Consider the following 26,960-nt stretch of genomic DNA (forward strand, 5'->3'; position numbering starts at 1 on the left):
GACTGGCCCTCTTTTTCGTTCATTCATCTTGCAAAGGAGTGTTGGATGCCTGCGTCTTCCTGGTGGGACAAGTCCACCGGTTTTGCCCTGCTCACCATCTTGTTGTGGGCCTCCCTCGCCGCGCTCACCTCCCGGATCACCAGCGTCTCGCCGCTCGTGCTGGTGGGGCTGGTGCTGCTGTTCTGCGGGGCGGGCACCCTGCCATTCTGGCGCCAGTGGCGCGCCAGCCCCCTCACCTGGCTGGTGACCATCACCGCCCTGCTGCTCTATCACCTGCTGCTGTTCACAAGCTTTCGCCACGCCCCCGTGCTGGAGGCAAACCTCATCAACTACCTCTGGCCGCTGTGCATCATCCTATTCACCCCCTTGCTGCTGCCGGGTCATCCCCTGAGCCTGCACCATCTGCTGGCCGGGGCCCTGGGTCTCGCGGGATCGGTGCTGGTGATGGTCGATGGTCACCTGCAGTTGCAACAGGCCCATCTGCCCGGCTACCTGCTGGCCCTCGGCGCCGCCATCGTCTGGGGCGCCTATTCCGTGCTCTCACGCCGCCTGCCTCCCGCTCCCGCCGTGGTCACGGCCGCCGCCTGCCTGCCCGCAGGCCTCTTGGCCCTGCTGCTGGCATGGATGCTGGAAGGCCCCTTGCCATTCGCCCGGATCCCCCAGGGAGACTGGCTGCTTATCGCCGGGCTCGCCCTCGGCCCCATGGGGGCGGCCTTCGTCACCTGGTATCTGGCGCTGCGGGACGGGGATCCGCGCCGCATCGGTGCGCTCGCCTACCTCACTCCCTTGCTGAGCACCCTGCTGCTGGTCTGGCTCAACGGCGAGGCGCTCACCCCGCGCCATCTGCTGGCGGGGGGGCTCATCATGGGCGGCGCCCTGCTCGGCCTGCTGGTGAAGAGCCCAAGTCAACGGGAGCTGGCACGGCCACTGTCATAAAAACGCCATCAGACCTGATTAAGCTCGCGCCCATTGCGTGATTCAAGCAGGAATCTGATGTGAAAATTGCCCATTTTGCCTCCCTCTCTTCCCTCGTCTTGCTGCTGGTGGCCGGTGTCCAGGCCACCGCGCTCTATCATGGCTGGCAACAATTCAACCACTCGGCCCAGGCCCAGCGTCTGCAGGAGCGCCTGCAACAGCAACTGAGCGGTCCGTTGCAGGGGGCGCTTCGCGACTATCTCGGCAGCGGGGATCCCCTGCTGCTGGCCCAGGCACAGGGAGTGCGCCAGCAGGCGCTGGCGCTGTTGTCCCGCCTGGAGGATCCCCAGACCCAGCCGCTAAACGCCCGGCTTGAGCAGATGAAAACCCGCATTGACGGCGACTATCTGGCGGCGGGCAAGCTCTCCGGCAACAGCCAGTGGTTGCTGCAAAATGCCGAGAACGAGTTGACCACCCAGGCCAAAGCCTTGCTCCGTTACGGCCAGCAGGGAGCAGCCGCCGGGCGGGATCCGGCCCTTGCCGAGCAGTATCGCCAGGGGGCGGCCGACATCCTGACCGCCCTCCCCTCCCTCGCCCACCAGCGCCAGAACTACATGGAGCAGGCGAGTGCCAAGCGTCTCGAAGGGCTGCAATTCGAGCTGGCTGCCCTGCAAAAGCAGGCCGACTCCCTGGCCGCCCTGCCGAGCCTGGCACTTTTCGAGGAGGCACCGGCCGACGAATTCACCCTGGGAGAGCCGATACGCAAGGAGCTCGGGGATCAGCCCAAAGCCGAGCTGACCTCCCTGCTCAAGCGCTATCCCCAGGAGCTGGAAAACAGCCGCAAGGCGCTGCAACAGCAGCAGGCCGCTCGTCAGATGGTGCAGCAGGACATCACCCAGCTGCTGCAAGCGGGGGAGCAATTGGGTGAGCAACTCGCCGCCGCCCGTCAGACCATGAACCGGGAGCTGGCCACCGTGCTCGGCATGCTGGCGCTCTGCCTGGTCGTGGTGGCCCTGCTGTTCGCCCTGGTGCAGCGTCGCTGGCTGGTCAGGCCCCTGCTGCAACTGCGGGCAGCCTTCCTGCAGCTCGACGCCACAGGTCAGGCCCAACTGCTGACCCCGGGGCGCGAGCGCAACGAACTGGCGGACATCGTCGCGAGCTACAACCGCCTGATACAGCGCCTGCAACAGGATCAGCAGCAGAAGGCGGGGCAGCTCTCCAGCGTCTCTTCCAGCCTGCAGGAGATGGTGGAGCAGGTGCAGGAGATCCATCACAGCACCCGTACCACGGAGCAGGCGGTGGATGAGAGCGACACCATGATGCAGGAGCTCAACCAGCTCGCCAGCGAGGTGCACCAGGTCGCCGCCGAAATCGCCCAGCACGCCCAGCACAATGAACACTCCATGAGCCAGAGCGAGCGGCTGGTCGGGGGCATGCTGACGGCTACCGCCCAGACCGGGCTCGCCATCGACGAGAGCAGCGGCGCCCTGGCCCAGCTGACCCGCTCGGTGGAGGACGTGACTGCCATCGTCGACGTCATCGGCCATATATCCCAGCAGACCAACCTGCTGGCCCTCAACGCCGCCATCGAGGCGGCCAGGGCCGGGGAGCAGGGACGCGGCTTCGCGGTGGTAGCGGACGAGGTGCGCCACCTCTCCGCCGACACCCAGCGCTCCCTCGGCCAGATCACCGAGATCCTGGCCAGCCTCACCCAGGCGGGGGATCAGCTCGCCACCGTGCTGGCCCGCATCACCGCAGAGGCCGCCGAGCAGCGCCAGCAGGCGGAGCAACTGCGCCAGACCACCCTGACGGTGCGGGAGATGGCGCGCAGCACCGCCGTCATCGCCCTGCAAGGCGCCGACAATGCCAAGAGTCAGGAGCACAGGCTGGCGAGCTTCGCCGCCCTCATCGGTCGCATCAGCCAGCACGCCCGCCAGGGCAGCCGCCTCTCGGTACAGGTCTCGGAGCATATCCACCACCAGGCCCAGCAGATCCCCCGGATCCTGAGCCAGGCCTGATAACCCCCGGGCCTGGAACGCACCAGACCCGGGGCGCGCTCTCTGTCAATCTCCCCGCGGCCCGGCCTTGCCGCAACCCTTCTCTTGATGCTCCCGTCACGTCTTCACGGGCGATCACGGGTTGCCTCATCCATTCAGTCACAGGCTCCCTCACCCCTTTCACATCTCTGGTCCCCCTGTCTGTCGGGGCGACGGCTCACGCTCATGACAGTGGGCATCCGGCCGGGTCCATCTTTTTTTGTGATACAAAATTATATGTTGCCACCGGGTTAACAAAGAAAGTTCTGCCTTGACGGCAAGATCTGCGCAGGAGAACGGTGAAATCACCATGAAAGCGTTGTCATTGCCGACATGAGTGGCCTGGGAGTGCCCACACCAAGAATCATGATTATTTGCACTCGGTCATATTTTTGAAACTTGGCGGGAACTTTACATTGATATTTCGCACCGCGAACGTACTCTTGGTGATGTCAGATCGCCAAGGATCGACAGCCAAAAAATAACGACTGTAACGATGCAGATAGCCCCGACCGATGCGCCAAGGCATCAGGCACAAGGGCACGACAGAGAACCATTTTTTTGCCCTTCGGGGTGTTGATTGCAATGCCAATACCGAGCGGCGGGTGCCTACCCGGCTGCCGGATAAAAAAGCTAAGTCCATAAAATCAGGAGCAATAACAAATGGAAAAAGTGATCTTCAAGCGCGCCGCGTTGAGTGCTGCCGTGGTCGCGGCACTGGTCGCACCCGGCATGGCGTTCGCCGCTCAAGACATGATGAGCCCGGAATACGGCAAGTCCTACAGCGCCTTCATCGACGAAGGCAAGCTCACCGGTGGCCTGTTCTACTTCCAGCGTGAGCGTGATCGCGTCCAGGCCGGTCCGGGTCAGGATGGCAAATACCACTCCAACCTGAGCCATGCCACCACCCAGGCAGCCCTGAACTTCAACTCCGGCTATGCATGGGGTGTGGTCGGCGTCGACGTGGGCGGCTTCGGTGCCTACGATCTGGCCGTTGACGAGAGTAATGGCGTCAACGAAGAGAACGAGTTCTCCTTCTGGGGCGACAAGTGGGGTTCAGGTGGTGACGGCGTTCCCGAGAACGGCTTCAGCCTCTCCAACGCCGCCCTGAAATTCAAGTTCGGTGACGCCGTCACCGCCAAGGGTGGTTACACCCAGCTCTATGTACCCGGCATCCTCGGCGTCAACTGGTCCTATCAACCCGGTACCTACCGTGGTGGCCAGATCGAAGGCACCTTCGGCGGCCTCTACCTGACCTACGCCATCGCCGACGAGTACAAGGCTCCCTGGTTCAAGAACACCACCGGCTTCTCCAAGAGCAGCCCCTATGCCAGCGATCCCTTCACCGATGGGAACAAGATCGACTACATCCACGGTCTGGCCGCTCGCTACACCTTCGAGAACGGCACTGCCGTCACCGCCGGCTTCGGTCAGTCCGAAGGCTACATGGACAGCTACCACTTCAAGCTGGCCCACAAGTTCGACGTACTGGGTGGCCTGAACACCAGCTACCAGTTCTACGGTTCCGACACCGAGAACAGCGACTATGACGGCCTGGCCTGGCAACAAGCCCTAACCGCCAGCTGGGCAGCCGGCCCCTATGGCTTCCGTCTGGAAGGCCTGTGGACCAAGGCTGAAGGGGATCTGGGCAACTACCTGCCCCGTCTGACCCGCGGCTACGGCAACTCCCAGGGCGCGAACGAAATCTGGTGGGATTCCCGCTCCGACTGGAACCACAACGACGAGAAGGCCCTGTTCTTCGGCGTGACTCGTTCCCTGGATGATCTGGTGGGTGCACCGGGCTGGGGCGTGGGTGTCTCCGGTGCCTACGGCTGGGATGCCAACAACGGCGACAAGTCCCTGGAAGGCGGCAAAGAGTGGGCAGCCAACTTCGACGTCATGTACACAGTGCAGGACGGCAAGCTGAAGGGCACCCTGTTCAAGCTGCACTACACCGACTACAACAACGAACAGGACGACAAGGGCAGCTGGTACTACCCGAACATGTTCAGCTCCGAGCATGACGTCAAGTTCCACATCATCATGCCGTTCACCATCATGTAATCAGGCATCTGACGTGACCGAAAACCGGGCCTCTGGCCCGGTTTTGTTTTTGGTGGCACCACGCTACCATGCCAGCTTCGGGCCACCTGCCGGCCGTCAATCAGGACCATGCTCATGCCCCATCCCTTCGTGCTCGTCACCGGCTGCTCCAGCGGCATCGGCCTCGCCGCCGCAAGAAAGCTCGGCGCCCGGGGCTTCACCGTCATCGCTTCCGCCCGCAAGGCCGAGGATGTGGCCCTGCTGCAGCAGCAGGGTCTGTTGGCGGTGCAACTGGATCTGGCGGACAGCGCCAGCATAGAGCGAGGGGCGGCAGAGGCGCTGGCCCTGGCAGAAGGGCGCCTCTACGGCCTCTTCAACAACGGCGCCTACGGCCAGCCCGGTGCGCTGGAAGATCTGCCCACCGAGGCGCTGCGCGAGCAGTTCGAGACCAACCTCTTTGGCTGGCATCACCTCATTCGCCAGATATTGCCCCCCATGCTGGCGGCAGGCGAGGGGCGCATCGTACAGAACAGCTCGGTGCTTGGCCTGGTGGCCATGAAGTATCGTGGCGCCTACAACGCCAGCAAGTTCGCGCTGGAAGGCTATACCGATACCCTGCGCCTGGAACTCGCGGGCAGCGGCGTGCACGTCAGCCTGATCGAACCCGGCCCCATCGACACCCGGTTTCGCGCCAATGCCCGGGAGGCCTTCCTGCGCCACATAGATCCCGCCACCAGCCGCCATCAGGACGCCTATGCCCAGACACTGGCCAGGCTGGAGCGTGAAGGGGGTGCCCGGGGCTTTACCCTGCCAAGCGAGGCCTGCATCCCGCCGTTACTGCATGCGCTCACGAGCAAGCGTCCCAGGCACCGCTACCCGGTCACCTTCCCGACCAAATTGTTTACCGTGCTGCGCCGCCTGCTGCCAAGCCGCTGGCTTGACAAGCTGCTGATCAAATCCGCCTGATAAAGGGGCCCTCGGCGGGCCTCCTCTTGACATGCACCTGTCTCAGCAACGATACCCGCTCAATAGTGCTGGCCGTTGCTGTAGTAGTGACTCTTGACGATGGGCAGCACCTGCACCACCACATAGGTCTGCTCCCCCAGCACCCCTTTCAGGTGGCGGGTGATGAGGGCGGCGGCGGCATCCTGCATCTCCTGCGGTCGCTCGAACCAGACCAGCTCCACGAAGGGGAAACCGGCTTCGGGCTGGCCATCTCGTACCCACTGGCTCGGCACGCACTCCAGGGTGACGAACTCCGGCTTGCCACCGGTCAGGGCGCAGAGATCCGCCATCAGGGGGGCACTTATCCGCTGCAGGGTGTCGACAGAAACTGCCCGAAAACGAAGGTGGGGCATGGGAAACCTCTTGGCTGTGACAAATGAGGACTTATCATAGAGCACTCATCCCGCTCACATAAGGTGCCTCATGAGATTCCATCCCACGCTGCTCTCCTTCCTGCTCTGCCTGCTGCTGCCGCTCCATGCCATGGCCGATCCGGCCTTTTACCGCATCAACAAGGGCAACGAACAGCACTGGCTGCTGGGGTCCATCCACGCGGGCAAACCCTCTCTCTATCCCCTGCCGGACCCGGTGGAGCGCGCCTGGCAGCAGAGCCGCGCCCTGGTGATGGAGGTGGACATGACCCACATCAGCCAGGAGCAGTGGCAGGAGATGGGCGCCATCACCCGGCTCGTCGACGGCAAGACCCTCAAGGATCACCTGCCCATCGACCTCTACCGTCGCACCCTCATCGCTGCGGGCCAGAATGGTCTGAACGAGAGCATGCTGGCCCCGCTGCGTCCCTGGTTTGCGGCCATTACCCTGACCCAGGCGGCCCTGGAGCGCACCGGCTATCGCGGTGAATACGGTGTCGACCAGCACTTCGCCAAGCGGGCGAACGACGGCGGCAAGCCCATCGTCGGGCTGGAGACCCTGCTGGAGCAGCTCGGCTATCTCGCGAGCGTCGGCGACAACCAGACCCTGATGCTGGAGAGCACCCTGGACGAGCTGCCCGACATCCAGCAGGGGTTCGACGCCGTGATGACCGCCTGGCAGAACGGGGACGAGGCCACCCTCATCAATCTGCTCAGGGAGGAGATGGCGCCGCCCAAGCTGCAAGCCTGGCTGGAACAGACCCTGCTGGCAGAGCGCAACCGCAACTGGGTCAAGAAGTGGCCCAGCCTGCCGAACGAGAGCTTTATCGTGGTAGGGGCCCTGCATCTTTACGGCGAGCACGGGCTGCTCGCCCTGCTGGAGCAGCAGGGCTGGCGCATCACGCCCCTCACCGAACCGACCCTGGAGAAAGCAAAATAGCGTCCAGTCCGGCGACCTGACGCGCCGGATGCGCGTCGGCTCACAGAATTTGCTGCCGATTAAATAACCAGAGAGGGAGTTGATCGAGATCATCCCCTCCCTCCTGAAGAGGTATCTATCATGCCTGTCACCGCCCAGTGACAGGAGTGAACGAGATGGAATTCTGGATGAACCTGATGTTCGGCAACAGCGTGGGGCTGATGTCCATGCTGGTGATTTTCGGCACCTTCCTGCTCATCAGCGCCTATGCGGTCTATTTCATCTACAAGGTGATGCACGCAGAGCCGCCCAAAGAGGGGCAATAACCAGGCTCGCTCAGACCGCCCTCCCCGGCAGGGCCGGGGCCCGCGAGCGTTGCCATTCTAAGGCCCACCAAGGCCCGCTATACTGGCTCCCTCATTTTCATGCGGGGAGCCTGCCGTGTCTCATAACGACGAACTCTCACTGTTCCTGCAGGAAGTGGCCGACGTGCGGCCCCTTCGCAGCGACCATATCGCCCCCGTTGCGGGCAACAGCCAGCCCACCGAGGCGCAACTCGCGCGCCGGGAAGCCGCCACCGCCGAACAACTCACCCTGGATCACCTCGGCACGGAAGCAGTCGAGATGCTGGACCCCCACGCCATCGTCGGCTTCAAGCGTGACGGCGTGCAGGAGGGGGTCTACAAGAAGCTGCGCCTTGGCAAGTACGAGCTGCAAGGCTCCCTCGACCTGCACCACAAAACGCTCAACGAGGCCCGTATCGCCCTGGTGCAGTTCATTGCCGAATGCGAAGTGCGGGATATCCGCTGCCTGCTGATCCTGCACGGCAAGGGGGAGCGCAGCACCCCGAGTGCCCTGCTCAAGAGCCATGTCAGCGCCTGGCTGCCACAGTTGCCTTCGGTGATGGCCATGCACAGCGCCGAGCGCCGCCACGGCGGCAGCGGTGCGCTCTACGTATTGCTGCGCAAGAGCGAGCGCAAGAAGGCGGAAAACCGCGAACGGCACCAGAAGCGCCTCGGCTGACTGCCTGAGGGTGGCACCAGGGTGGATGGCAGTGCTAGCATCGGGCGGCCCCGATCATGCCAGGTACGGGGTGCATACCATCAGGGACGATAACAAGGACAATCCCATGTCATACCAGAAACTCGAACAACATCAGCAACAACTGCACCGCCTCTCCCACCTCTCCGCCATCTGCGGCTGGGATCAGGCCGCCATGATGCCGGAGGGTGGCAACGAGGCCCGCGCCGAGGCGATGGCGGAGCTTGGCGTGCTGATCCACGGCAAGCGCACCGCCCCCGAGCTTGGGGAGTGGATAGCCAAGGCAGAGAGCGAACCGCTGGACGAGCACCAGCGTGCGAACCTGCGGGAGATCAAGCGCCAGTGGCAGGATGCAAGCCTGCTGCCGGGGGCGCTGGTGGAGGCGCTGTCGCTCGCCGGCAGCAAATGCGAGCACGCCTGGCGTCGCCAGCGCAAGGAGAACGACTGGGCAGGTTTTGCCCCGAACCTCGAGGAGGTGGTGCGCCTGTCGCGGGAGGTGGCTCGCCTGCGCGCCGACGCGCTCGGAGTGCGCCCCTATGACGCCATGCTGGCGCTGTACGAGCCCGGCATGACGAGCGCGAGGCTGGATCAGATCTTCGGCGATCTGACGAGCTGGTTGCCCGGCCTCATCCAGACCGTGAGCGAGCGGCAGAAAATCGAGACCATCCTCACCCCGCAAGGCCCGTTCCCGGTTGCGACGCAGCAGGCGCTCGGCCAGGAGGTGATGGGGCTGCTCGGCTTTGATTTTGCGCACGGCAGGCTCGACGTGAGCAGCCACCCGTTCTGCGGCGGCGTGCCGACGGACGTGCGCATCACCACGCGCTACAACGAGCAGGAGTTCGTCTCCAGCCTGATGGGCATCGTCCACGAGACGGGCCACGCACGCTACGAACAGGGCCTGCCGCGCACACTGCTCGGCCAGCCGGTGGCCGAGGCGCGCTCCATGGGCATTCACGAGAGCCAGAGCCTGTTCTGCGAGATGCAGCTCGGCCATCACCCCGCGTTCCTCGCGCTGATTGCGCCGCGCATTCGCGCGCACTTCGGGGCAGAGGATGCGCTCGCACCCGCGAACCTCGAGAAACTGTACAACAGGGTCGAGCCCGGCTTTATCCGCGTCGATGCGGACGAAGTCACCTACCCGGCCCACGTCATCCTGCGCTACGAGCTGGAGCGGGACTTGATGGAAGGGCGCATCGAGGTCGCGGACATCCCCGAGCTGTGGGACGCGAAGATGCAGCAGTGGCTCGGCTTGTCCACGAAGGGCAACTACCAGAACGGCTGCATGCAGGACATCCACTGGACGGACGGCTCGTTTGGCTACTTCCCGAGCTACACGCTCGGCGCCATGTACGCGGCGCAGCTGCGCTTTGCACTCGAGCGTGAGCTCGGCGACATGGGCACGCTCGTAGAGTCCGGCCGCCTGCCGGAGATCTTTGGCTGGCTCGGTCGCCATATCTGGTCCCAGGGCAGCCTGCACGGCACGGACGAGCTCATTCGCCGCGCGACCGGTGAGGCGCTCAATCCCCAGTGGCTGCGCAAACACCTCGAACAGCGCTATCTGAAATAAGCGAGGTTGAACCCCCTCCCAGCCTCCCCCTTCACAAGGGGGAGGAGCTAACCCCGCCCCCGTTCACAGAGGGGAGCTGTTTGTCCCCTCCCCTTACGAAGGGGAGGGTTAGGGTGGGGTCCTGCCCCCCTAACCTTACAAAGGGAGGACTGGGATTCCTCGGATCGCACTATTTTTGCTATCCCTGTCCGTTTTTGGCTAGTCACTCCCCTTGCACCCGCTTAGTCTCTGGGACATGCCCACTGCAACCCGAGCCATGCCATGACCACAGCGCCCCCGCATTCATCCCAACGAGACGAGATCATCCCGGGTCTCACCCGGGAGCAGTGCCACGCCGCACGCCTCGCGCGAGACGCGCGTTTCGATGGTCGCTTCTTCACCGGGGTGCTCTCCACCGGCATCTATTGCCGCCCCGTGTGTCCGGCGCGGGCACCGCACGAGCACAATGTGCGCTATTTTCGCTTCGCGGCGGCGGCGGAGCAGCACGGGCTGCGCCCCTGCCTGCGCTGCCGCCCGGAGCTCGCACCGTCCCAGAGCGGCGATCTGCCACCGCTCGTCGCCCAGGTGCTGGCGCGCATCGAGCGCGGCGAGCTGGCGGAGCACAGCCTGGGCTCCCTTGCAACGCAGGCCGGGATCACGGAGCGCACCCTGAGGCGTCAGTTCGAGCAACACCTCGGCGCCTCGCCGAAACAGGTGGAGCAGACGCGCCGCCTGCTGCTTGCGAAGCGGCTGCTGACGGAGACGCGCCTGCCCATCACGGACGTGGCATTTGCCGCAGGCTTTGCGAGCATTCGTCGCTTCAACGACGCCTGGCTGCAGGCGTATGGGATGACACCGGGCGCCCTGCGCAAGCAGGAAGGGGGTGCGCCGCAGGAGACGCCGCAATCTAGCCTGCAACTGCACCTGCTGTATCGCCCGCCGTTCGACGTCCAGGCCATGCTCGCGTTCTACCGGTTGCGCGCCATTCCGGGGCTGGAGCGGGTGGATGAGCACGGTTACGAACGCCGTCACCGGGTCGGCGAACAGGAGGGGCTCATCCGCATCGAGCCCGTCGAGGGGGGGAGGCTCAGACTCACGGTGCGGGATCTGCCGCCGGGTGCGCTGCCGGACATCCTGTACCGCGTGCGCCGCATGTGGGATCTCGACGCCGACATGGGCCGCATCGGCGAACACCTGGGACAGGATCCCCTGCTCGCCGGCATCCAGGGGCGCTGGCCCGGGGTGCGGCTGCCGGGGGGGTGGGATGAATACGAGGTGATGCTGCGCGCCATCGTCGGCCAGCAGGTGTCGGTCAAGGGTGCCATCACCATCATGGGGCGCCTGGTGGCGCGCACCCTGGCGCAGTTCGGCACCGCGCAGCTGCCCACCCCGACCCAGCTGTGCGAGCTGGATCTCGACGGCATCGGCATGCCGGGCAGCCGCATCCGCACCCTGCAAGGGCTGGCCTCGGCGCTCGCAAGCGGCGCACTCACCCTCGCCACGGCAAGCGACGAGCAACTGCTCGCGCTGCCGGGCATAGGCCCCTGGACGGTCGCTTACTGGCGGCTGCGCTGCGGGCTCGACACGGATGCCTTCCCCGCCTCGGATCTCGTGCTGCAAAAGGCGCTGGGGGGCGGTGACAAGCTGCCGGTGAAAGAGGTGACAGCGCGCAGCGCCCCCTGGCAGCCGTGGCGCGCCTATGCCGCGAGCTGGCTGTGGCACGCCATGAGTGAACAACCGGCGCTGCTCACCCGGCCAACACAGACACAAGACGAGGAGAAGAGCCCATGATCCGCTATGACATGATGCCCACCGACCAGGGCGAACTGCTGGTCGCCATCGACGAGCGCGGTCTGGTCCACGTGGACTTCCTGGCCGGACTGCGGCCGCTCCCCGACATGCAGGACTGGCAGCAGGACGGCGAGGCGCTCGCCCCCTTCCTCGCCGAGTTTCGGGACTACTTCGCGGGCCGGTTGCAGCGCTTCACCCTGCCGCTCGCCCCCAGGGGCACGGCGTTTCAGCAAGCGGTGTGGCTGGCGCTGTGCGACATCCCCTACGGGGAGACCCGCAGCTACGGCGACATCGCCCGCGCCATCGGCAAGCCAAACGCGGTGCGGGCGGTGGGTGCCGCGAACGGCCGCAATCCGCTCTCCATCATCATCCCCTGCCACCGGGTGATCGGCCAGAATGGCAGCCTCACCGGCTATGCGGGAGGCCTGCCCATCAAGCAGGCACTGCTGACGCTGGAGAGGGCCTCTCGTTGATCTGGCGCAGCCCGGCCAGGGCTCACTGCCGCTGCGCCAGCCAGCCGTGAAACCCCAGCGCCTGAAAGAAGCGGTGCGCCGCCGCGAAACCGGCGCCTTGCAAGAGGCGGCGGGTCTGTCCCTCGTCCAGGGAGGTGAAATCCTCCCCGAGGCGGCGCACCATCTGCTCGCAGGCAGGAAGCGGCAAACCGGCGAGGGCGGCTTGCAACCCCATCGCCTTGCGCTCAAGCGGGTCCGTGGGCGCCATCAGATCCGCCAGCAGCAGGGGAGCGCCAGGATTGAGCTGGCGATAAATATCACCCAATAGCGCGGCTTTGGCATCTTGCGCCAGAAAATGCAGAACCAGCAGACAGAGTGCACCATCGCAAGGCTTATCCACCACAGGCAATGCGCCCAGGTGCCAGCACACCCTCTCCCCCATGCCCACCTGCTCGGCCCGCATCTTGGCATGGGCCAGCATGTCCGCCGAGATATCCTGGGCCACAAAGGTCCAGCGGGGGCAGAGACGGCCAAGCAGCAGCAACTCGCTGCCCGTGCCCACCCCTACCAGCAGCACCCGGGCCTGCTGACCCAGCGCGGCCATCAGCCGGGAGGCACAAAGCTGGTGCAGCAGCTCGTAGCCTGGCACCAGCAGGGGGATGCGGCTGTCATAGGCCTTCGCCCCTTCTCCTTCGAATCGCTCCGTCATCTTTTGCTCCTTTGGTGTGAGCCCCCTTGATAGGGGCTGCCGCCGGGAGAAGGTCAAGAGCCACAGGGACGAGCCAGTTGCCAGCCCAGCCCTTCCCATGAAGGGAGGGCCCTAGCCCCCCTTGCCCAGCGCCGCTTTCAAGGCCGGATTGAAGACGCGCTGGAGGGAGGCGGGATTGTTCACCAGCTTGGCCGCCGGGCGGCGCGGGCGCCTGACCAGCTCGCCGCCACAGTTGGGGCAGGTCAGGTGCAGATACTGATCGTTGCACTCGGCGCAGAAGGTGCACTCGAAGGAGCAGATGTAGGCCGTCGCCGTGTCGGCGGGCAGATCCCGGTCACAGCACTCGCAGTTGGGTCTGAGTTCAAGCATGGCAAGTTCCTGATGTACAAGGGGAAGCGGGAAAGAGAGCGGCTCAGTCGACGATAAAGAGGCGAGCGCCCAGTTCGGTATAGGAGCGATGGGGTTCGGCGTTGTCCGCCACCTGGTAGCTCATGCCCGGCGTCAGGGTGAAGACGCGGCCATCCTGCAACTCGGTGTGCAGCTCCCCTTCGAGGCAGAGCAGCACATGGCCCTTGCTGCACCAGTGATCCGCCAGATACCCGGGGGAGTACTCCACCATTCGCACCCGCAGCTCCCCGAACTGCCGGGTGTGCCAGCGGGCGACGCCGCGTTCTCCCTTGTGTTCGGTCGGCGGGACCTCGGCCCAGTTCGTGGTGCAAAACGGCAGTGCATTGATGTTCATGACGGATCCTTTGTCAGAAGAAGGCTGGGGGAAGGTGCCTCACCACGGGATATCCGTGACAAGGCCGCGCCCCATACTGCCATCAAATCCGCTCCAGCCCCATGCCCACACGGGCAATCATCCCCTCTTCAGGCTGCCCATCACCTGCATCTCGCAGCGATGGCAGTCAAAGCGCAGGCGGAAACTCTCCTTGCCCATCTTGAGCTCCAGGGGCTCGGCCTTGAGACCGGGCACCTCCTTGGGGCAGAGCTGCTGGCTGTAGCGGATGCAGTGCTTCGTTGTCATCAGCACCACTTCCCGCTCCTCCTTGTTCGCCTCATACGCGGGGGCGATGCTCCCTACCCCGTGCTCGCGAAAGAACTGCTCCGCCGCGCTGTTCAGCACGTTGCCGAGGTAGGAGAGCCGATGCTGGGGATAAACGGCGCCTCGCAGGGGAATGCGCCGCTCGGGTCGCCGGTAGGCAGCCAGACGGGCCGCCTCCAGGGCGGCAATGCCGTCCCGGCGCAATCCGTTAAGCTGTGAAGCCGCAATAAACAGCGGGCGAGTGAATGCCAACTCAATCTGGCGAGCCACAAACAGGGTGTTGCCGAGTTTGCCGAGCTGATCCCTGGCCTGTTGCAGCGCCCGTTCCGGGTTGTCCGCCGGCTGCTGGTCGCAGGGGAGCGTAACGGCGGCGCCAATGCCCTGCTCGTCGGTAAGCGTGAGCCGCAGTCCCTCGTCGCACTCCGATAGCCGCATATCGACCCGGATGCGGCGATCCGCGCTCCCCTTTTCGAGCTGCTTGCTGAAGGCCTGATCGTGGTTGCGAAAGATCTCGGTGCCCACCTTGAGACCGGGCATGGGTTCCGACAGGAGTAACCGCTTGCTCTGTGCCTTCTCTTCCACTTTATTGAGGCGCATCCCCACCAGCTCGCCCCCCGGCTTGAAGAAGCCGAGGCCATCGCCGTTGTTGAGGGCAACGGCCTGGCCGTCGATCTCGATGCCATCGCGGGTCACGCTGGTGACGCGCCCGAGCGGCTCCCCGACGTATTTCGGGCTGCGCGGCGAGTCGATGCCTGGCTGTCGGCCATGGAGGAAGTAGTCGGTGCTGCCCCGGTTGAAACTCTTCTTGGGATCCGGCGTAAAGGTGTAGCTGCAACGACCGGCGGAAGCGGCCACCAGGTCGGGGCGGCGCTCCAGGATGGTGTCCAGCTTCTGGCGATACCAGGCGGTGACGTTCTTGACGTAGTCGAGCCCCTTGAGGCGCCCTTCAATCTTGAAGGAGCGGATCCCTGCGGCGATCAGCGCCTCCAGGTTGTCGGTCTGATCCATGTCTTTCAAGGAGAGCAGGTGGCTGTTTTTCACCAGCACCTCCCCCGCCGGCGTTTGCAGGGAACAGGGCAGTCGACAGAGCTGGGCGCACTCGCCGCGGTTCGCGCTGCGCCCGGTGCGGGCGTGGCTGATGTTGCACTGGCCGCTGTAGGAGACGCACAGGGCACCGTGGATGAAGAACTCCAGCTGCACGCTGGTAGCGGCGCTTATCTCGCGGATCTGCGCAAGGGAGAGCTCGCGGGCCAGCACCACCTGGGAGAAGCCCACGTCCTGCAGAAACTTTACCTTTTCCGGGGTGCGGTTGTCGGTCTGGGTGCTGGCGTGCAGCGCGATGGGGGGTAAATCGAGCGCCAGCAGCCCCATGTCCTGCACGATCAGCGCATCGGCCCCTGCCTCGTAGATCTGGTGGGTCAGGCGCCGGGCCTGCTCCAGCTCGTGGTCGTGCAGCAGGGTATTGAAGGCGACGAAGACCTGGGCGCCGAAGCGGTGGGCATGGCGCGCCAGCGCCTCGATGTCCTCGAGGCTGTTGCCTGCTGCGCTGCGGGCACCGAAGGCGGGGCCGCCCATGTAGACGGCGTCGGCGCCGTGGTTGATGGCCTCGATGCCATAGGCAAGGTTCTTGGCCGGGGCCAGCAACTCCAGGCGGTTGTGATGGTTCTGATCGCGCATAACGTCCGGTTCGAAGGGCTGCAAATGGCCGCCACTCTAACCAGACTCCCCGCCCCCCGCCTTGATCCCGCTTAAGATCACCGCAGAATGCAGGATTGGCCCCCGTACAAGGACATCTGGCGGCCCCTCATCCCCCGGCCCTGACAGAATGCCGACTACGCAGGCACCCGACGCGGAGCTAGATCACGACCTTGAGGGCCAGCCCCAGCAGCACCAGGCCACTCACCTTGTCGATCACGGTGGATTTGGCCTTGAGCCAGGCGAGTACGGGCCCGCGAGAGAGCACCAGGGCCACCAGCACATACCAGAGCGCATCGATGCCGCCTGCGGTCAGCATCATGATGCCCCCCTCACGCCAGCCGGTGTCGGCATGCACGAACTGGCTGAACAGGGCGATAAAGAAGATGGCGAGCTGGGGGTTCAAGAAGGCCACCATAAAGCCCTCGAACGCCCCTTGACGTCCCCGTGGCGGGTGCCCCTCCTCCTTGCCTGCCTCCCCCCCTGCGGGCCTGGCCAGCAGCGCCTTGATCCCGAGCCAGGCGAGAAACGCCGCGCCGCCGTAGCGGATGAGATCGAACAGCAGCGGGGTCTGGGTGATCAGGATGGCGAGGCCGAGGGCCGTGATCAGCGCATAGATGCCGACTCCCAGGCCGTGTCCCAGCGCCGTGGCAACCCCGTGGCCCTGCCCTCCCTGCACCGTATTGCGGATGATCAGTGCCAGGCTCGGCCCCGGGCTGATGGCCCCCATCACGCAAATGGCGGCCAGCGCCAGCCAACTCGTCAGCTCCATACCTTCTCTTCCTTCGTGTCGATTGTTGTCACCCGGGATCAGGGTAGGGGGTGGCTTGCTATGCCAGAAGTGAAAGTTATGAATAGAGTCCATAGCCAGTGGCTATAGAGTGGCACAACCCGCTGCTCTCAGCGGCTCACCTGCGGCCCTCGGGCCAACTGCTTGCGACTCTCCCCCAGGGTGAATTGCAGGTGATCCCGCAGGAAGGGATAGGCCAGCTCGCGAAACCAGCGGTGAGCCGGATCCAGGTGGTGGCGCTGGTGCCACAGCAGATGATACTGCTGGACCCGGGTGGCGAAGGGGAGATCGCAAAAACTCAGGGCATGTTCCCGGGAGAGCTGCCAGGCGATATGGGCCGGGGTGGTCATCAGACAGTCTGTGCGCAGCAGCACCTCCACCGCAGCCTGGAAGAAGGGCACCCGGGCAAACCAGCGGCGGGAGAGCCCGCGGGGGGCCAGCACCTGCTCCACCGGGCTGTCCTTGTCCCCGCCCCCGCTCACCTGCAGGTGAGGCCAGGCAAGGTAATCCTCCAGACTGGGCGCCATGCCAGAGAGCGGGTGATGGCGCCCCATCAGCACCACCAGCCTGTCCTCCCCCTGATGCAGGCCGCGGATCTGGTCCGGCACCAGCTCCGTGATGGTGGAGACCATGTCCAGCTCCGATTGCCAGAGCTGGGGCAACTGGCGCTTGTCCCACAGGCTGTACTCCAGCGCCGCCCGGGGGGCGGCCCTCGCCAGGGCCGCACAGATGTCCGGCAGGATGTGCTGGGCCACGTAGTCGGAGGAGGCGAGCCGAAACACCCGCTCGCAGCGCTCGGGGGCAAATTCCGGCGCCTCGTAGAGCCGCTCCAGGGCACCGAGGGAATCGGCAAGCTGGGCCGACAGGGCCTCGGCCCGCGGGGTCAGCAGCCAGCGCTGCCCTTCCCGCACCAGCAGCTCGTCGCCAAACTCGCTGCGAAGCTGGCCGAGCTGCTTGCTGATGGAGGGCTGGCTCAGGTTCAGCAGCTCCGCCGCCCGGCTGATGTTGCGGGTCTCCAGCAGCACCTTGAGGGTGGGCAAGAGATTGAGATTCGCTTTGTGCACAGGAGTCACCTCGGGAAGGGGTCGCCGGGATCGGGCCTTCATCTTACGGCAAGGAGAAGCGGAAATTTAAGCAAAATCACGGTCTTGCTCCCGCCACTCCCCTTACACTGGGGGGACCGCAGGATGACAGTGAACGCCCCGTGCGGCATAATTTCGCCACTTTCCGCCCCAGGGCGGCCATCACGACAAGCGACGACAAGATGACATACGCCACTATCACCGGGTGGGGAAAATGCCTGCCCCCCGCCTCGCTGACCAACGATGACCTCGGCACCATCATGGATACCTCGGACGAGTGGATCTACCCGCGCACCGGCATCAAGGCCCGCCGGGTCTCCCATGTCAGCACCCAGGCGCTCGCCACCCTGGCCGCCCGTCGCGCCCTGGCGTGCGCAGGTCTGGACGCCGCCGCCCTCGATGGCATCATCCTGGCGACCGCCACACCGGGCACGCTGGTCCCCAATGGCGCCTCCGCCGTGCAGCAGGCCCTCGGCGCCCACAAGGCGGCGGTGTTCGACCTCAACGCCGCCTGCACCGGCTTCGTCTATGCCCTCTCGGTCGCCACCTCCCTGGTGCAGACCGGCATGATGCAAAGGGTGCTGGTGATCGGTGCCGAGCGGCTGACCCAGTTGCTGGACTGGGCCAAGCGCGACACCGCCGTGCTGTTCGGGGATGGCGCAGGCGCCGTCATCATCGAGGCGAGCGAGCAGGAGAGCGGCCTGATTGCCAGCAAGCTCGGTTGTGACAGCGAAGCGCGGGAGATACTGCACGTGCCGAACTTCGGTACGGATCGGGTGCGTTTCGCCGACATTGACGGCCTCTTCACCTTCAACTTCGAGGGGCAGGAGATCTTCAAGCGCGCCGTGCGCGGCATGGGCGAAGCCACCGGCACCGTACTGGCCCAGGCCGGCATCGCCCCCGAGCAGATCGACCTCATCGTGCCGCACCAGGCGAACGTGCGCATCATCGAGACCCTGGCCAAGCGGATGAACGCCCCCATGGAGAAGGTGATGGTCAACATAGAGCAGTACGGCAACACCTCCGCCGCCACCGTGCCCATCGCCCTGTGCGAGGCGCTGGAGCAGGGTCGGGTCAAGCCGAACAGCTACCTGCTGACCGCCGCCTTCGGGGCCGGGCTGACCTGGGGCGCCGCCCTCATCAAGTGGGGAGACCGCGTCACCCCGATCGCGAGTTGCGACGAGGTGCTGCCCCCCTGCGAGCAGAGCGCCCTCGAACTCATCGCCCATGCGGTGCAGGGTTGCCAGCAGGCCCGCCCCGCCGACGCCTGAGCGAGCGCCAGCTCCCCATGATCCGCCAGGAGCCCCGTGGCTCCTGGCAGCCAGCCCCCCTACGTCCCCTCGCCGTTTCGGCAGCGACATAAAAGTCATTGAAAAGTGTGAATTTTGAGCGAAACATATCAAAAAATGACCACTTGACACTTTTTTGTCGTCAGAATGCGGCCAAGGGGTTCACAACCTTGCCGGATCTGGTAGTATGCGGCCTCGCACTTGGGGAGGGGTTCCCGAGCGGCCAAAGGGATCAGACTGTAAATCTGACGGCTCTGCCTTCGAAGGTTCGAATCCTTCTCCCTCCACCATTCAAGTGCGTCAAGTAAGTAAAAATCAGGAAAATACCCCGTGGAGGGGTTCCCGAGCGGCCAAAGGGATCAGACTGTAAATCTGACGGCTCTGCCTTCGAAGGTTCGAATCCTTCTCCCTCCACCATCTTCCTGAACACAATATGCAATGCCCCTGTGGAGGGGTTCCCGAGCGGCCAAAGGGATCAGACTGTAAATCTGACGGCTCTGCCTTCGAAGGTTCGAATCCTTCTCCCTCCACCATCCTTCAGACAACCCGGCCTCGCGCCGGGTTTTCGCTTTTCTGGATAGAATCCATATGGCGCTGTCAGATCTGACAATTGCCCTCCCCGCACTTTTTAGAAACAGTGGAGCCTCATGTCGCAAGGAGTGCACACAGATGTTTGAAATCTGGGATGAAACGGGTCGCGAGCACGGGCTGACACTGCCCGAGCTGCAACTGCGGCTGCGGGATTACCAGGGAGACGTGATGGTGCGCTACCTCAACCGCCTCGGCCTGCCGAGCACCCTCTTCCTGACCATCCGTCAGGGATGCGCCTATCAGCGCTTCAAGGCGGGCTCCCCCATGCTCGACTGGTCCTGGCTTGCCCAGGCCATGCACGCAGCCCCCCTGGCTGGCGCCGCACCTGCACAGGGCCATGCCCTTCCCTGACCCCCTCCTTCCTGCCCACGCCCATTATCAGACTCTTCCTACAGCCTCCCTTTAGACCCTCCCTGTATGATGCGCAGCCATGTTCCGTCAGGTGAGAGCCATGTTTGCGTTCAAAGAAGAGTATCCCGTGAGTGCCATGGTCAGCATGGCGGATATCGTCGTCCCCTTTTACCAGCCCATCATCGGCCAGGATCGTCAGGTCAAGGGGTATGAGGTGCTGGCCAGGCGCTGGGATGCCGGCAACCAGGGTTATCAGAGCATCGAGTTTGCCGCCCTCGGCGAGGATGATGCTCTGCACCTCGATATCGTCATGCTCAGGGCCATCATGCGCGATCTGCCCGTGCTCGCCCAAAAAGGCCCCTATGCGCTCTCCATCAACCTCAATCCGGCGTTCTCCAGCCCCACCTACCGCAATCTGCTGTTGCTGGTGCTGCTCCAGGCCCGCAAGCTGGGGATCGCCATCTGGTTCGAGGTGCTGGAACACGTCAGGATCAAGCACCAGCACAGGGAGATGATCGAGGTGTTGCGAGCCCATGGCGCCCACATCGCCTGTGACGACTTCGGCTCCCTGGCATGCAACTTCCAGCGCCTGATGATGCTCCCCTACGAGATCGTGAAACTGGATCGTTCCCTGCTGCTCCAGGCTGTACGCAGCACCCATGCCCTCAACATGCTGACGGGGCTGGTGAAATACCTGCAACGACTCGGCATGGCCGTGGTGTGCGAGGGAGTGGAGACCCAGGCCCATATCGAGGTGGCGAACCGGCTGGGCTGCGACTACCAGCAGGGCTACGCCTACGCCATTCCCTCCCCTCTCTCCCGCTGGGCCTGAGCCGAGCGCTTGCGTGTCACGGGGGAAACCCGGGCACCTTTCCCATGAAATTCGGCAGGGTGCTGCCATTTTCCTGCCAAAGATGGCAGGCTGTCCCGGCCACACTGACGCCGAGGCCCGCCATGGTTCGCTTTGCCACCTTCAATCTCGCCTTCGATCGCACTGCACCCGGCATGCTGGGGGAAGAGCTCGCCCTGACCCGCACCGAGCAGGATGCCCTGCTGGCCCGCCTCGCCGACGGCACCTTGAGCGGCGCCGAGAAGACCAAGGCCCTCGACGTGCAGCAGATCCGCAACATCGCCGAAATCATCCAGCGTACCCGGCCGGATGTGTTCCTGCTCAACGAATTCGACAATGACGGCAAGGGCAGCGACACCACGGACCTCAAAGCCTTCAACGACAACTACCTGGCCCACGCCCAGCACGACGAAGTGAAGGCCATCAGCTACCCGGTGCTGCAGAACTTTGCCACCAACACCGGCCTGATGAGCGGCCATGACCTCAACCTGGACGGCAAGGTCAACAACGGGCCGGACGACGCCTGGGGCTTTGGCAACTACCACGGCCAGTACGCCTTCGCCGTGATGTCCCGGTATCCCATCGATACCAAACAGATCCGCACCTTCCAGACCTTCAAATGGAAGGAGATGCCGGGCGAAGCGAACCCCGTCATCGACGACTGCCACAACCCCAGGGCACCGATCCCGAGCGGCCGCCAGTGCGGCGATGCCTGGTATGACGATGCCGCCTGGCAGGCCTTCCCGCTCTCGTCCAAGAACCACGCCGACGTACCGGTGCGCATCAAGCACGGCAACAAGGAGGAGGTGATCCACTTCCTCATCTCCCACCCGACCCCGCCCATCTTCGGCAACGCGGCGCGCCACAACGTCAAGCACAACCGGGCCGAAGTCGCCTTCTGGCAGGATTACGTGGAGACCGCCAGCTACATGGTGGATGACGCCGGCAAGGCCGGTGGCCTGCCCGCGGGCGCCAAGTTCGTCATCGCCGGCGATCTCAACGCCGATCCCCAGATTGGCGATGGGGATCTCACCGCCATTCAGGCGCTGCACAACCATGTGCTGGTCAACCAGGCCGTCACCAACGGCACCCTGATCCCGGTCAGCCAGGGCGGCCCCGAGTGCCTCGCCAGCCAGCCGGATCAGTGCAAGCGCAACAACAGCCGCCCCACCCCGGAGCGCATCACCAGCAGCAGCGGCCTGCAGCTTGACCACGTGCTGCCCTCCGCCAACCTGAACGCGGTCGCCTCCGGCGTGTTCTGGCCAGCCAGCTTCGAGCCGGGCTACCACCTGGTGTACGACGCCAAGCTCGGCATCGCCAAAGGCGTCAGCTCGGATCACCGCCTGGTGTGGGTCGACTTCAAACTGTGACAGTGACGCAGAGCAGACAAGCAACGGGGCCCGCAGGCCCCGTTTTCATTGGATCGTCATACCAGCTTCTCCACCCTAGCCGGCAGCCCCTGGCGGGCCGACGAGCCGATGACCCAGTCCACCAGGGGGTAGCGGCCATGGCGGCTGGGATCCAGCACCGCCAGATCGTTCAGATTGACCCCGGCTCCGCGCAGCGGATTGGCAACCACTTTCTGGCCGTCTATCCAGTGTTCCCGCGCCCCCAGCTCCTTGTGGCCGAAGCCGTGTTCGATGGCGATGGCATCGGCCTGCACCCCGGCCACGCACTCGGCCACCCCGATCACGCTGCCATCCGGGGTGCTGACTCGCACCCTGTCCCCGCTCTCGATCCCCAGCTGCGCCGCCGTCTGTGCATTGAGCCGCACCCGGTTGCTGGGGTTCACCTGGCGCAGGCGATCCGAGCCGATGCTCATGGAGCTCATGGTGTGGGATTTGTAGCTGGTGAGCAGCAGCGGCCACTGGGCCGGCTTGAACGCCTCATTGAGCGGCGTGCCGTCCGCCAGCTGGGGGCGGAAGAAGCGCGGGGTGCCGCTCAAGAACTGCCCGCTCTGGCTGTGACGGCGGCTGCCCACCTCGGGGTTCCACACCATCAGCGGCTTGGGCCAGCGCTTGCTCGGCTGACCCGCTGCATCGCGCCCCTTGGCCGCCGGCTCGAAGCGCCCGCCACGGGCGAAGAGGTAGGCGGCGCGACCCGCCTCCTCCGCGCTCAGGGTGGCATTCAACACCGGCAGGATGCGCTCTACTCCGGACCAGGCGAGATCCTCGAGACCTATGGCGGGCACCGGCTCGCCGAGATAGGCAACGTTGGCCGCCCCGTAGAGGGAGAAGTCCGCCGCCTTGTGCAGGGCATGCACCTTGCCGTCCGCCCCTTTGAGCGCCCCCTCGCCAAAGCCCGGCAACCCCAGCCGTTTGGCCACCGCGATAAAGAAGGACTCCATGCAGACCGGATCTCCCTCGGCGGTCTTGGCGACACGGGGCTCCACGATGGGCCAGCGGCCGGTGGAAACCTTGGTCATCACCCCGTGCCAGGCGGTGGCCCAGCCCCAGGACTCGTAGGTCAGGGTATCCGGCACTAGGTAGTCCGACAGCGCCGACGACTCGTTGATGAAGCTGTCGATGCTGATAAAGAGCGGCAGCACCTTGGGGTCTTTCAACTGCTCGCCTATGGCCTTGCTGAGCCCGGCCTGGCCGTAGAGGGGGTTGCCCATGTGGTTGATCCAGGCCTTGAGCCGGTAGGGGTAACCATTCACCGCCGCTGTCAGGTGTTCGCCGAGCAAGGGGCCCGAGATGGGGAACCAGGGCTCTTGCGCCGGATAGGGATTCTGGCCCGCCTCGCGCTTGCGCCGATACTCAGAGGTCTTCTCGTAGGGGAACTTGGATCGCGACAGGAAGACCCCGGCGGGCTTGACCATGCCGGGGAAGCTCGCCAGATCGTAGCGCGGCCCCGCCCCGAAGGGATCGAACTTGCCGCCGCTCGCCACGGCGCCGCCCCGGGCGTTCAAGTTCCCTACCATGACGTTGAGCATCATGATGGCCCAGGCCGAGTAGAAGCCGTTGGCGCTCATGGTGCCGCCGTGGGAGACCACCGCCGCCCGGGTGCCGTGGCTGGTGAACTCCCGCGCCAGCGCCTCGATATCACTCACCGGCACGGCGCACTCGGCGCTGTATTGCGCGAGGGAGTGTTCCCGGCACGCCTCGGCCAGCAGCTGGAAGCTGCTCTTCACCATCAGCGCCCCCTTGGGGCCCTGAATGGGGCGATCCACCCAGAGGTTGGCCCGCTCACACTGGCCAGCGGGTCTCGGCTCGCCGCTGTTCGCCTCCTCTACCAGCATGGCGTCCCCCTCTCCATAGGCTTCCCCCTCAAAGGGCAAGCCGAGATCGCTGGCCCGCAGCATCTGGCCGAAGCGCGGATGCCCCTCGTCGCAGACAACCAGATGGCTGGCGTTGCAAAAACCGCGATAGCCGGCCCGCTCGGCGGCAGCGGCATGGGGGGCCGTCAGGAAAGGCTCGGCGTAGCGTTGGTTGTCGATGATCCAGCGCAACATGGCCATGGCCAGCGCCGAGTCGGTGGCAGGGCGGATGGGCAGCCAGCGGTTGGCGGGGGCGGAGGGCATGTTCACCGTGTTGGGCAGGCTGGGGGCCACCACCACGTAGGAGAACGGCTTGCCCGGTCGCGCCCGGTTTGCCGCCAGCTGACGGGACTGGCGCTTGAAGGGATTGCCCGATTGCTGGGGCGAGGTGCCCATGAACAGCAGGAAGTCGCTCTCGTCCCAGTCCGGCTTGAGGTGGGCGTTCTTCTCCAGATCGTCCAGCAGGGCACCGGCCCCGACCCGGAACGACAGGCCGCAGTAAGCGCCGTGGTTGGCGAAGTTGCGGGTGCCGAAGCTGTTGAAGGTGAAGCGCTTGATGAAGTGATCTCGCCCCTCGTCCGAGGCGTTGCTCACCAGCAGCTGGTTGGCCCTGGGGCCGTACTCCGGGTTGGCCGGGTCGAGCGGCTCGGCGAGGTTGCGAATGGCCCGCAGCCCCTCAACCAGGCCCTCGCCAAACAGATCGCCCCCCTCCACCACCTCGGCCACCAGCTGCTCGAAGGGGATGCTCTGCCAGCGGCCGCTGCCACGGGGTCCCACCCGCTTGAGGCAGCGGGTGACCCGCTGCGGGCTGTCGAGCTGCTCCAGCATGGCATTGCCCCGCGCGCAGGCGGTGGAGCGCCCGTCCAGCCCCCCTTCCTGGTAGCCACTGGTGGCGAGCAGCGCCTGCTTGACCGGGGTCTTGAAGTCGATGTGGTGGCGGGCGGAGAGGGGGTGATAGGGGTTGCCCAGGATCCGCACTATCTGGTCGCGCTCGTTGTCGATGCGGGCCCGCACTCCGCACAGGGTCCAGCAGCCGAGGCACATGGTGTTGGCAACCCGCTGGGCCGGATTGGGGTGCAACACCCCCCGCTCGTCAACCCGGTACTCCACGGCCAGCGAGTTGCCATGGATGGGATCCCGGGTCGGCTTGCCCGAGCTGCCGGTGGCGAGGCCAGTCGCCACCTGCTTGAGGGTGTCGCTGTAACCGGCGACGAACAATCCGGTGCCACCGGCAATGGCGGCGCCCTTGAGAAACTTGCGTTTGCTGTGATCCATCAGAGTGCCTCGCGTGCAAAAAGAGTGGGTGCCTTGATGGCAGAGGAAACAGAGGGGCGCACCAGCTCCGAGAGGGCCACCAGCAGGGCCAGCAACAGACCGAAGGTGCCGAGAATGCCGAGCACACCGGCCGGGCCCCAGGCGATTTCATAGAGGTAGACGCCAGCCCCGTACTTGGGTGCGAGCTGCCCCTGGATCAGCACCAGCCAGCGCAGGCCCCACACCAGGTGCAGCCCCAGCAGCGCCAACCCCCAGAGTGCCAGGCGGGCAGAGAGCCTTGGCCGCAGCAGCATCAGCAGGCTGGCTAGCCCCAGGGTCAGCAACAGCCAGTGAGCCGCCAGCCGCCAGCTCGGGTCGAGCCGATAGAGGGCTGCGGCCTCTGCCGCCGAGGCGCCGCCCAACAGGGCCCAGCCCAGCAGGGAGAGCGCCAGCAGGCTCAAGGTCCAGCCGCTCTGGCGCAGCAGGGTCGACTCGGTCTGGGCATGCCAGCCCGCCAACAAGCGGTTGAGCAGCAGCAGGGCACTCTGGGCCCCCAGCACGGCGCTCAGGGTCAGCAGCCAGGGCAACCAGGGGGTATGCCAGAGCGGGCGCGCCGCCACCGCCATGGTTTCGAGCCCGGTGTAGAGGGCGATGCTGAGCCCGCTCAGGGCTGCCAGCAGGGAGAGGGGCCGCAGCCAAACGTGCCCCGACCAGTTTCCCAGACAGAGCAGCCGGGCAAGGCGGGCGATCTTGTCCCCTTCTGCGCCACGCCGGGCCAGGGCTGGCCTTAGCAGCAGCCAGCCGAGCAGCATGGAGAGCAGGCTGAACAGCGGCAGCAGATAGGCGCCATACCACATGACGGAGCCAAAGCGCGTCTGGGCATAGAAGTGCCAGGCCCAGGCCGGCTGGTGCAGATCCGCGGTCAGGGCGATGGGAGCCACCAGACCGGCCGCCACCATCAGCACCGCCGCCAGGGTCTGCAGCCGCGGGTCCGGCGCCTTGCGCCACAGCTCAAACGCGCCGAGCCAGAGGGCCCCGTAGGCGAGGCCGATGAGGAAGAAATATTGCACCGCCCAGGGCAGCCAGGTGATGGGCTGAGCCGGGGCCAACAGTTCGTTAATGACCATGGGCTATCTCCTTGCCATCGTCGGTGAGCAGGGTGCGCAGGGCCGGGTTGCCGTCGACCTTGCTGACGAAGGCCTCGTCCATGCCGAGATAAAAGACCCGCGGCTGGGTATGGGCCTCCGGCTTGAGCACCTTGAGTGCCGACTCGTGTTCGCGCAGCAAGCGGCTGATCCGGCTCTTGGGGTCGTTCAAATCGCCTATGATGCGCGCCTCGCCGACACAGCTCTCCACGCAGGCGGGCAAGAGCCCCGCCTCCAGCCGATGGGCGCAGAAGGTGCACTTGTCGGCGGTGTTGGTCTCGTGGTTGATGAAGCGGGCGTCATAGGGGCAGGTCTGCACGCAGTAACCGCAGCCGACGCACCAGTCGTTGTTGACCACGACGATGCCGTCGTCGCGCTGGAAGGTTGCGCCGGTGGGGCAGACATCGAGGCAGGCGGGCTCGGCGCAGTGGTTGCACAGCCTCGGCAGCATCAAGAGGGAGGCGGGAGCCTCGAGGGCGGCCACGTCACTCACCTCGTACTGGCTCACCGTGGTGCGAAACTGGCCGAGTGGAGGCTGGTTTTCGATAGTGCAGGCCACGGTGCAGGCCTGACAGCCGACGCAGCGACGCAGGTCGATCAGCATGCCGTAACGCTTGCGCCCATCTCCCCGGCTGATGGCCGCCCGCCCGTTGCGGGGAGCGGGAACGGACTGCGCCTGAACCTGGGTGACGGGGATCAGGGCCGCCCCTGCGGTGAGGGCGGCGATCCCGGATAACAATCGGCGCTTGCTGGGCTCCATGGCATTTTTCCTTCTGCTGAG

At 65.2% G+C, this 26,960-nt stretch carries 23 protein-coding genes, 3 tRNA genes and 1 pseudogene; 17 read left to right on the forward strand and 10 right to left on the reverse strand.

Annotation, left to right across the window (positions count from 1 at the left end; genetic code table 11):
• The first annotated feature begins 45 nt into the window (after positions 1–45).
• The 4 genes from ACB037_RS14630 (at position 46) to ACB037_RS14645 (ending at position 5,960) form a co-directional block, all read left to right on the forward strand.
• Positions 46–936, forward strand: a complete 891-nt coding sequence (locus ACB037_RS14630; RefSeq protein WP_039041063.1) for a DMT family transporter — start codon at positions 46–48, stop codon at positions 934–936.
• A 59-nt stretch (positions 937–995) separates the two neighbouring features.
• Complete coding sequence (locus ACB037_RS14635; RefSeq protein WP_324046493.1) at positions 996–2,933, forward strand: methyl-accepting chemotaxis protein; 1,938 nt, start codon at positions 996–998, stop codon at positions 2,931–2,933.
• 681 nt (positions 2,934–3,614) lie between these two features.
• Complete coding sequence (locus ACB037_RS14640; RefSeq protein ID WP_371175493.1) at positions 3,615–5,015, forward strand: OprD family outer membrane porin; 1,401 nt, start codon at positions 3,615–3,617, stop codon at positions 5,013–5,015.
• Positions 5,016–5,129: 114 nt separating this feature from the next.
• The gene (locus ACB037_RS14645; protein WP_124245110.1) at positions 5,130–5,960 is read left to right on the forward strand and encodes an SDR family oxidoreductase; all 831 of its coding nucleotides are present in this window, start codon (positions 5,130–5,132) and stop codon (positions 5,958–5,960) included.
• Positions 5,961–6,019: 59 nt separating this feature from the next.
• Here the strand turns inward: ACB037_RS14645 and ACB037_RS14650 are convergent, their stop codons facing one another.
• Entirely contained in the window at positions 6,020–6,352 is a 333-nt protein-coding gene (locus ACB037_RS14650; protein WP_041214640.1) for a DUF1904 family protein, read from the reverse strand.
• A 70-nt stretch (positions 6,353–6,422) separates the two neighbouring features.
• Here ACB037_RS14650 and ACB037_RS14655 point away from each other — a divergent pair, with 70 nt between their 5' ends.
• The 6 genes from ACB037_RS14655 to ACB037_RS14680 all read left to right on the forward strand — a co-directional run bounded on the left by ACB037_RS14655 (position 6,423) and on the right by ACB037_RS14680 (position 12,140).
• On the forward strand, positions 6,423–7,310 hold the full coding sequence (locus tag ACB037_RS14655) for a TraB/GumN family protein (RefSeq protein WP_041214639.1): 888 nt from the start codon (positions 6,423–6,425) through the stop codon (positions 7,308–7,310).
• Positions 7,311–7,465: 155 nt separating this feature from the next.
• Complete coding sequence (locus tag ACB037_RS14660; protein WP_010673287.1) at positions 7,466–7,615, forward strand: DUF3149 domain-containing protein; 150 nt, start codon at positions 7,466–7,468, stop codon at positions 7,613–7,615.
• Between the two features lie 115 nt (positions 7,616–7,730).
• The gene (smrA, locus tag ACB037_RS14665; RefSeq protein WP_371175494.1) at positions 7,731–8,312 is read left to right on the forward strand and encodes a DNA endonuclease SmrA; all 582 of its coding nucleotides are present in this window, start codon (positions 7,731–7,733) and stop codon (positions 8,310–8,312) included.
• Between the two features lie 106 nt (positions 8,313–8,418).
• Complete coding sequence (locus ACB037_RS14670; RefSeq protein ID WP_268451817.1) at positions 8,419–9,897, forward strand: carboxypeptidase M32; 1,479 nt, start codon at positions 8,419–8,421, stop codon at positions 9,895–9,897.
• Between the two features lie 261 nt (positions 9,898–10,158).
• Positions 10,159–11,667 carry an AlkA N-terminal domain-containing protein gene (locus ACB037_RS14675; protein ID WP_371175495.1) on the forward strand — a complete coding sequence of 503 codons (1,509 nt, stop codon included), beginning with the start codon at positions 10,159–10,161 and terminating at the stop codon, positions 11,665–11,667.
• Positions 11,664–12,140, forward strand: a complete 477-nt coding sequence (locus tag ACB037_RS14680) for a methylated-DNA--[protein]-cysteine S-methyltransferase (protein ID WP_167825293.1) — start codon at positions 11,664–11,666, stop codon at positions 12,138–12,140. Before ACB037_RS14675 ends, ACB037_RS14680 begins: the two co-directional genes overlap by 4 nt.
• 22 nt (positions 12,141–12,162) lie before the next feature.
• On the opposite strand, the gene ACB037_RS14685 is transcribed toward ACB037_RS14680, so the two are convergent.
• The 6 genes from ACB037_RS14685 to ACB037_RS14710 form a co-directional block, all read right to left on the reverse strand.
• Positions 12,163–12,828 carry a class I SAM-dependent methyltransferase gene (locus ACB037_RS14685; protein ID WP_371175496.1) on the reverse strand — a complete coding sequence of 222 codons (666 nt, stop codon included), beginning with the start codon at positions 12,826–12,828 and terminating at the stop codon, positions 12,163–12,165.
• 111 nt (positions 12,829–12,939) lie between these two features.
• A complete protein-coding gene (locus ACB037_RS14690) occupies positions 12,940–13,197 on the reverse strand; it encodes a DUF1272 domain-containing protein (RefSeq protein WP_010673281.1) in 258 nt (85 codons plus the stop codon).
• 43 nt (positions 13,198–13,240) lie between these two features.
• Positions 13,241–13,570: a DHCW motif cupin fold protein gene (locus tag ACB037_RS14695; RefSeq protein WP_042880515.1), complete on the reverse strand. Its 330-nt coding sequence runs from the start codon at positions 13,568–13,570 to the stop codon at positions 13,241–13,243.
• Between the two features lie 117 nt (positions 13,571–13,687).
• Positions 13,688–15,550 carry a U32 family peptidase gene (locus ACB037_RS14700; RefSeq protein WP_319873058.1) on the reverse strand — a complete coding sequence of 621 codons (1,863 nt, stop codon included), beginning with the start codon at positions 15,548–15,550 and terminating at the stop codon, positions 13,688–13,690.
• Positions 15,551–15,728: 178 nt separating this feature from the next.
• A complete protein-coding gene (locus ACB037_RS14705) occupies positions 15,729–16,340 on the reverse strand; it encodes a LysE family translocator (RefSeq protein ID WP_039041052.1) in 612 nt (203 codons plus the stop codon).
• Between the two features lie 128 nt (positions 16,341–16,468).
• Positions 16,469–17,422: a LysR family transcriptional regulator gene (locus tag ACB037_RS14710; protein WP_371175497.1), complete on the reverse strand. Its 954-nt coding sequence runs from the start codon at positions 17,420–17,422 to the stop codon at positions 16,469–16,471.
• Between the two features lie 200 nt (positions 17,423–17,622).
• On the opposite strand from ACB037_RS14710, the gene ACB037_RS14715 reads away from it, so the two are divergent.
• From ACB037_RS14715 to ACB037_RS14745, 7 genes and pseudogenes are all read left to right on the forward strand, one after another.
• The gene (locus ACB037_RS14715) at positions 17,623–18,711 is read left to right on the forward strand and encodes a ketoacyl-ACP synthase III (RefSeq protein WP_042880524.1); all 1,089 of its coding nucleotides are present in this window, start codon (positions 17,623–17,625) and stop codon (positions 18,709–18,711) included.
• A gap of 223 nt (positions 18,712–18,934) precedes the next feature.
• Positions 18,935–19,019: transfer RNA gene (locus ACB037_RS14720), tRNA-Tyr, on the forward strand.
• Positions 19,020–19,061: 42 nt separating this feature from the next.
• A tRNA-Tyr gene (locus tag ACB037_RS14725) sits at positions 19,062–19,146 on the forward strand.
• A gap of 31 nt (positions 19,147–19,177) precedes the next feature.
• Positions 19,178–19,262: transfer RNA gene (locus ACB037_RS14730), tRNA-Tyr, on the forward strand.
• A gap of 136 nt (positions 19,263–19,398) precedes the next feature.
• A complete protein-coding gene (locus ACB037_RS14735) occupies positions 19,399–19,671 on the forward strand; it encodes a hypothetical protein (RefSeq protein ID WP_010673275.1) in 273 nt (90 codons plus the stop codon).
• A gap of 100 nt (positions 19,672–19,771) precedes the next feature.
• Positions 19,772–20,503: an EAL domain-containing protein gene (locus ACB037_RS14740; RefSeq protein ID WP_371175498.1), complete on the forward strand. Its 732-nt coding sequence runs from the start codon at positions 19,772–19,774 to the stop codon at positions 20,501–20,503.
• Positions 20,504–20,585: 82 nt separating this feature from the next.
• Positions 20,586–21,891, forward strand: a pseudogene (locus tag ACB037_RS14745) (endonuclease/exonuclease/phosphatase family protein).
• A gap of 56 nt (positions 21,892–21,947) precedes the next feature.
• Here ACB037_RS14745 and ACB037_RS14750 read toward each other — a convergent pair.
• Genes ACB037_RS14750 through dsrO form a run of 3 tightly spaced genes read right to left on the reverse strand, consistent with a single transcriptional unit; the run spans position 21,948 to position 26,939 of the window.
• Positions 21,948–25,055, reverse strand: a complete 3,108-nt coding sequence (locus ACB037_RS14750; RefSeq protein ID WP_371175499.1) for a tetrathionate reductase subunit A — start codon at positions 25,053–25,055, stop codon at positions 21,948–21,950.
• Entirely contained in the window at positions 25,055–26,161 is a 1,107-nt protein-coding gene (nrfD, locus tag ACB037_RS14755) for an NrfD/PsrC family molybdoenzyme membrane anchor subunit (RefSeq protein ID WP_371175500.1), read from the reverse strand. Before nrfD ends, ACB037_RS14750 begins: the two co-directional genes overlap by 1 nt.
• The gene (dsrO, locus tag ACB037_RS14760) at positions 26,151–26,939 is read right to left on the reverse strand and encodes a sulfate reduction electron transfer complex DsrMKJOP subunit DsrO (RefSeq protein ID WP_371175501.1); all 789 of its coding nucleotides are present in this window, start codon (positions 26,937–26,939) and stop codon (positions 26,151–26,153) included. The genes nrfD and dsrO overlap by 11 nt, the downstream gene beginning before the upstream one ends.
• Positions 26,940–26,960 lie beyond the last annotated feature (21 nt).

The organism is Aeromonas sp. S19(2024), assembly GCF_041402625.1.
Taxonomy (GTDB): Bacteria; Pseudomonadota; Gammaproteobacteria; order Enterobacterales; family Aeromonadaceae; genus Aeromonas; species Aeromonas caviae.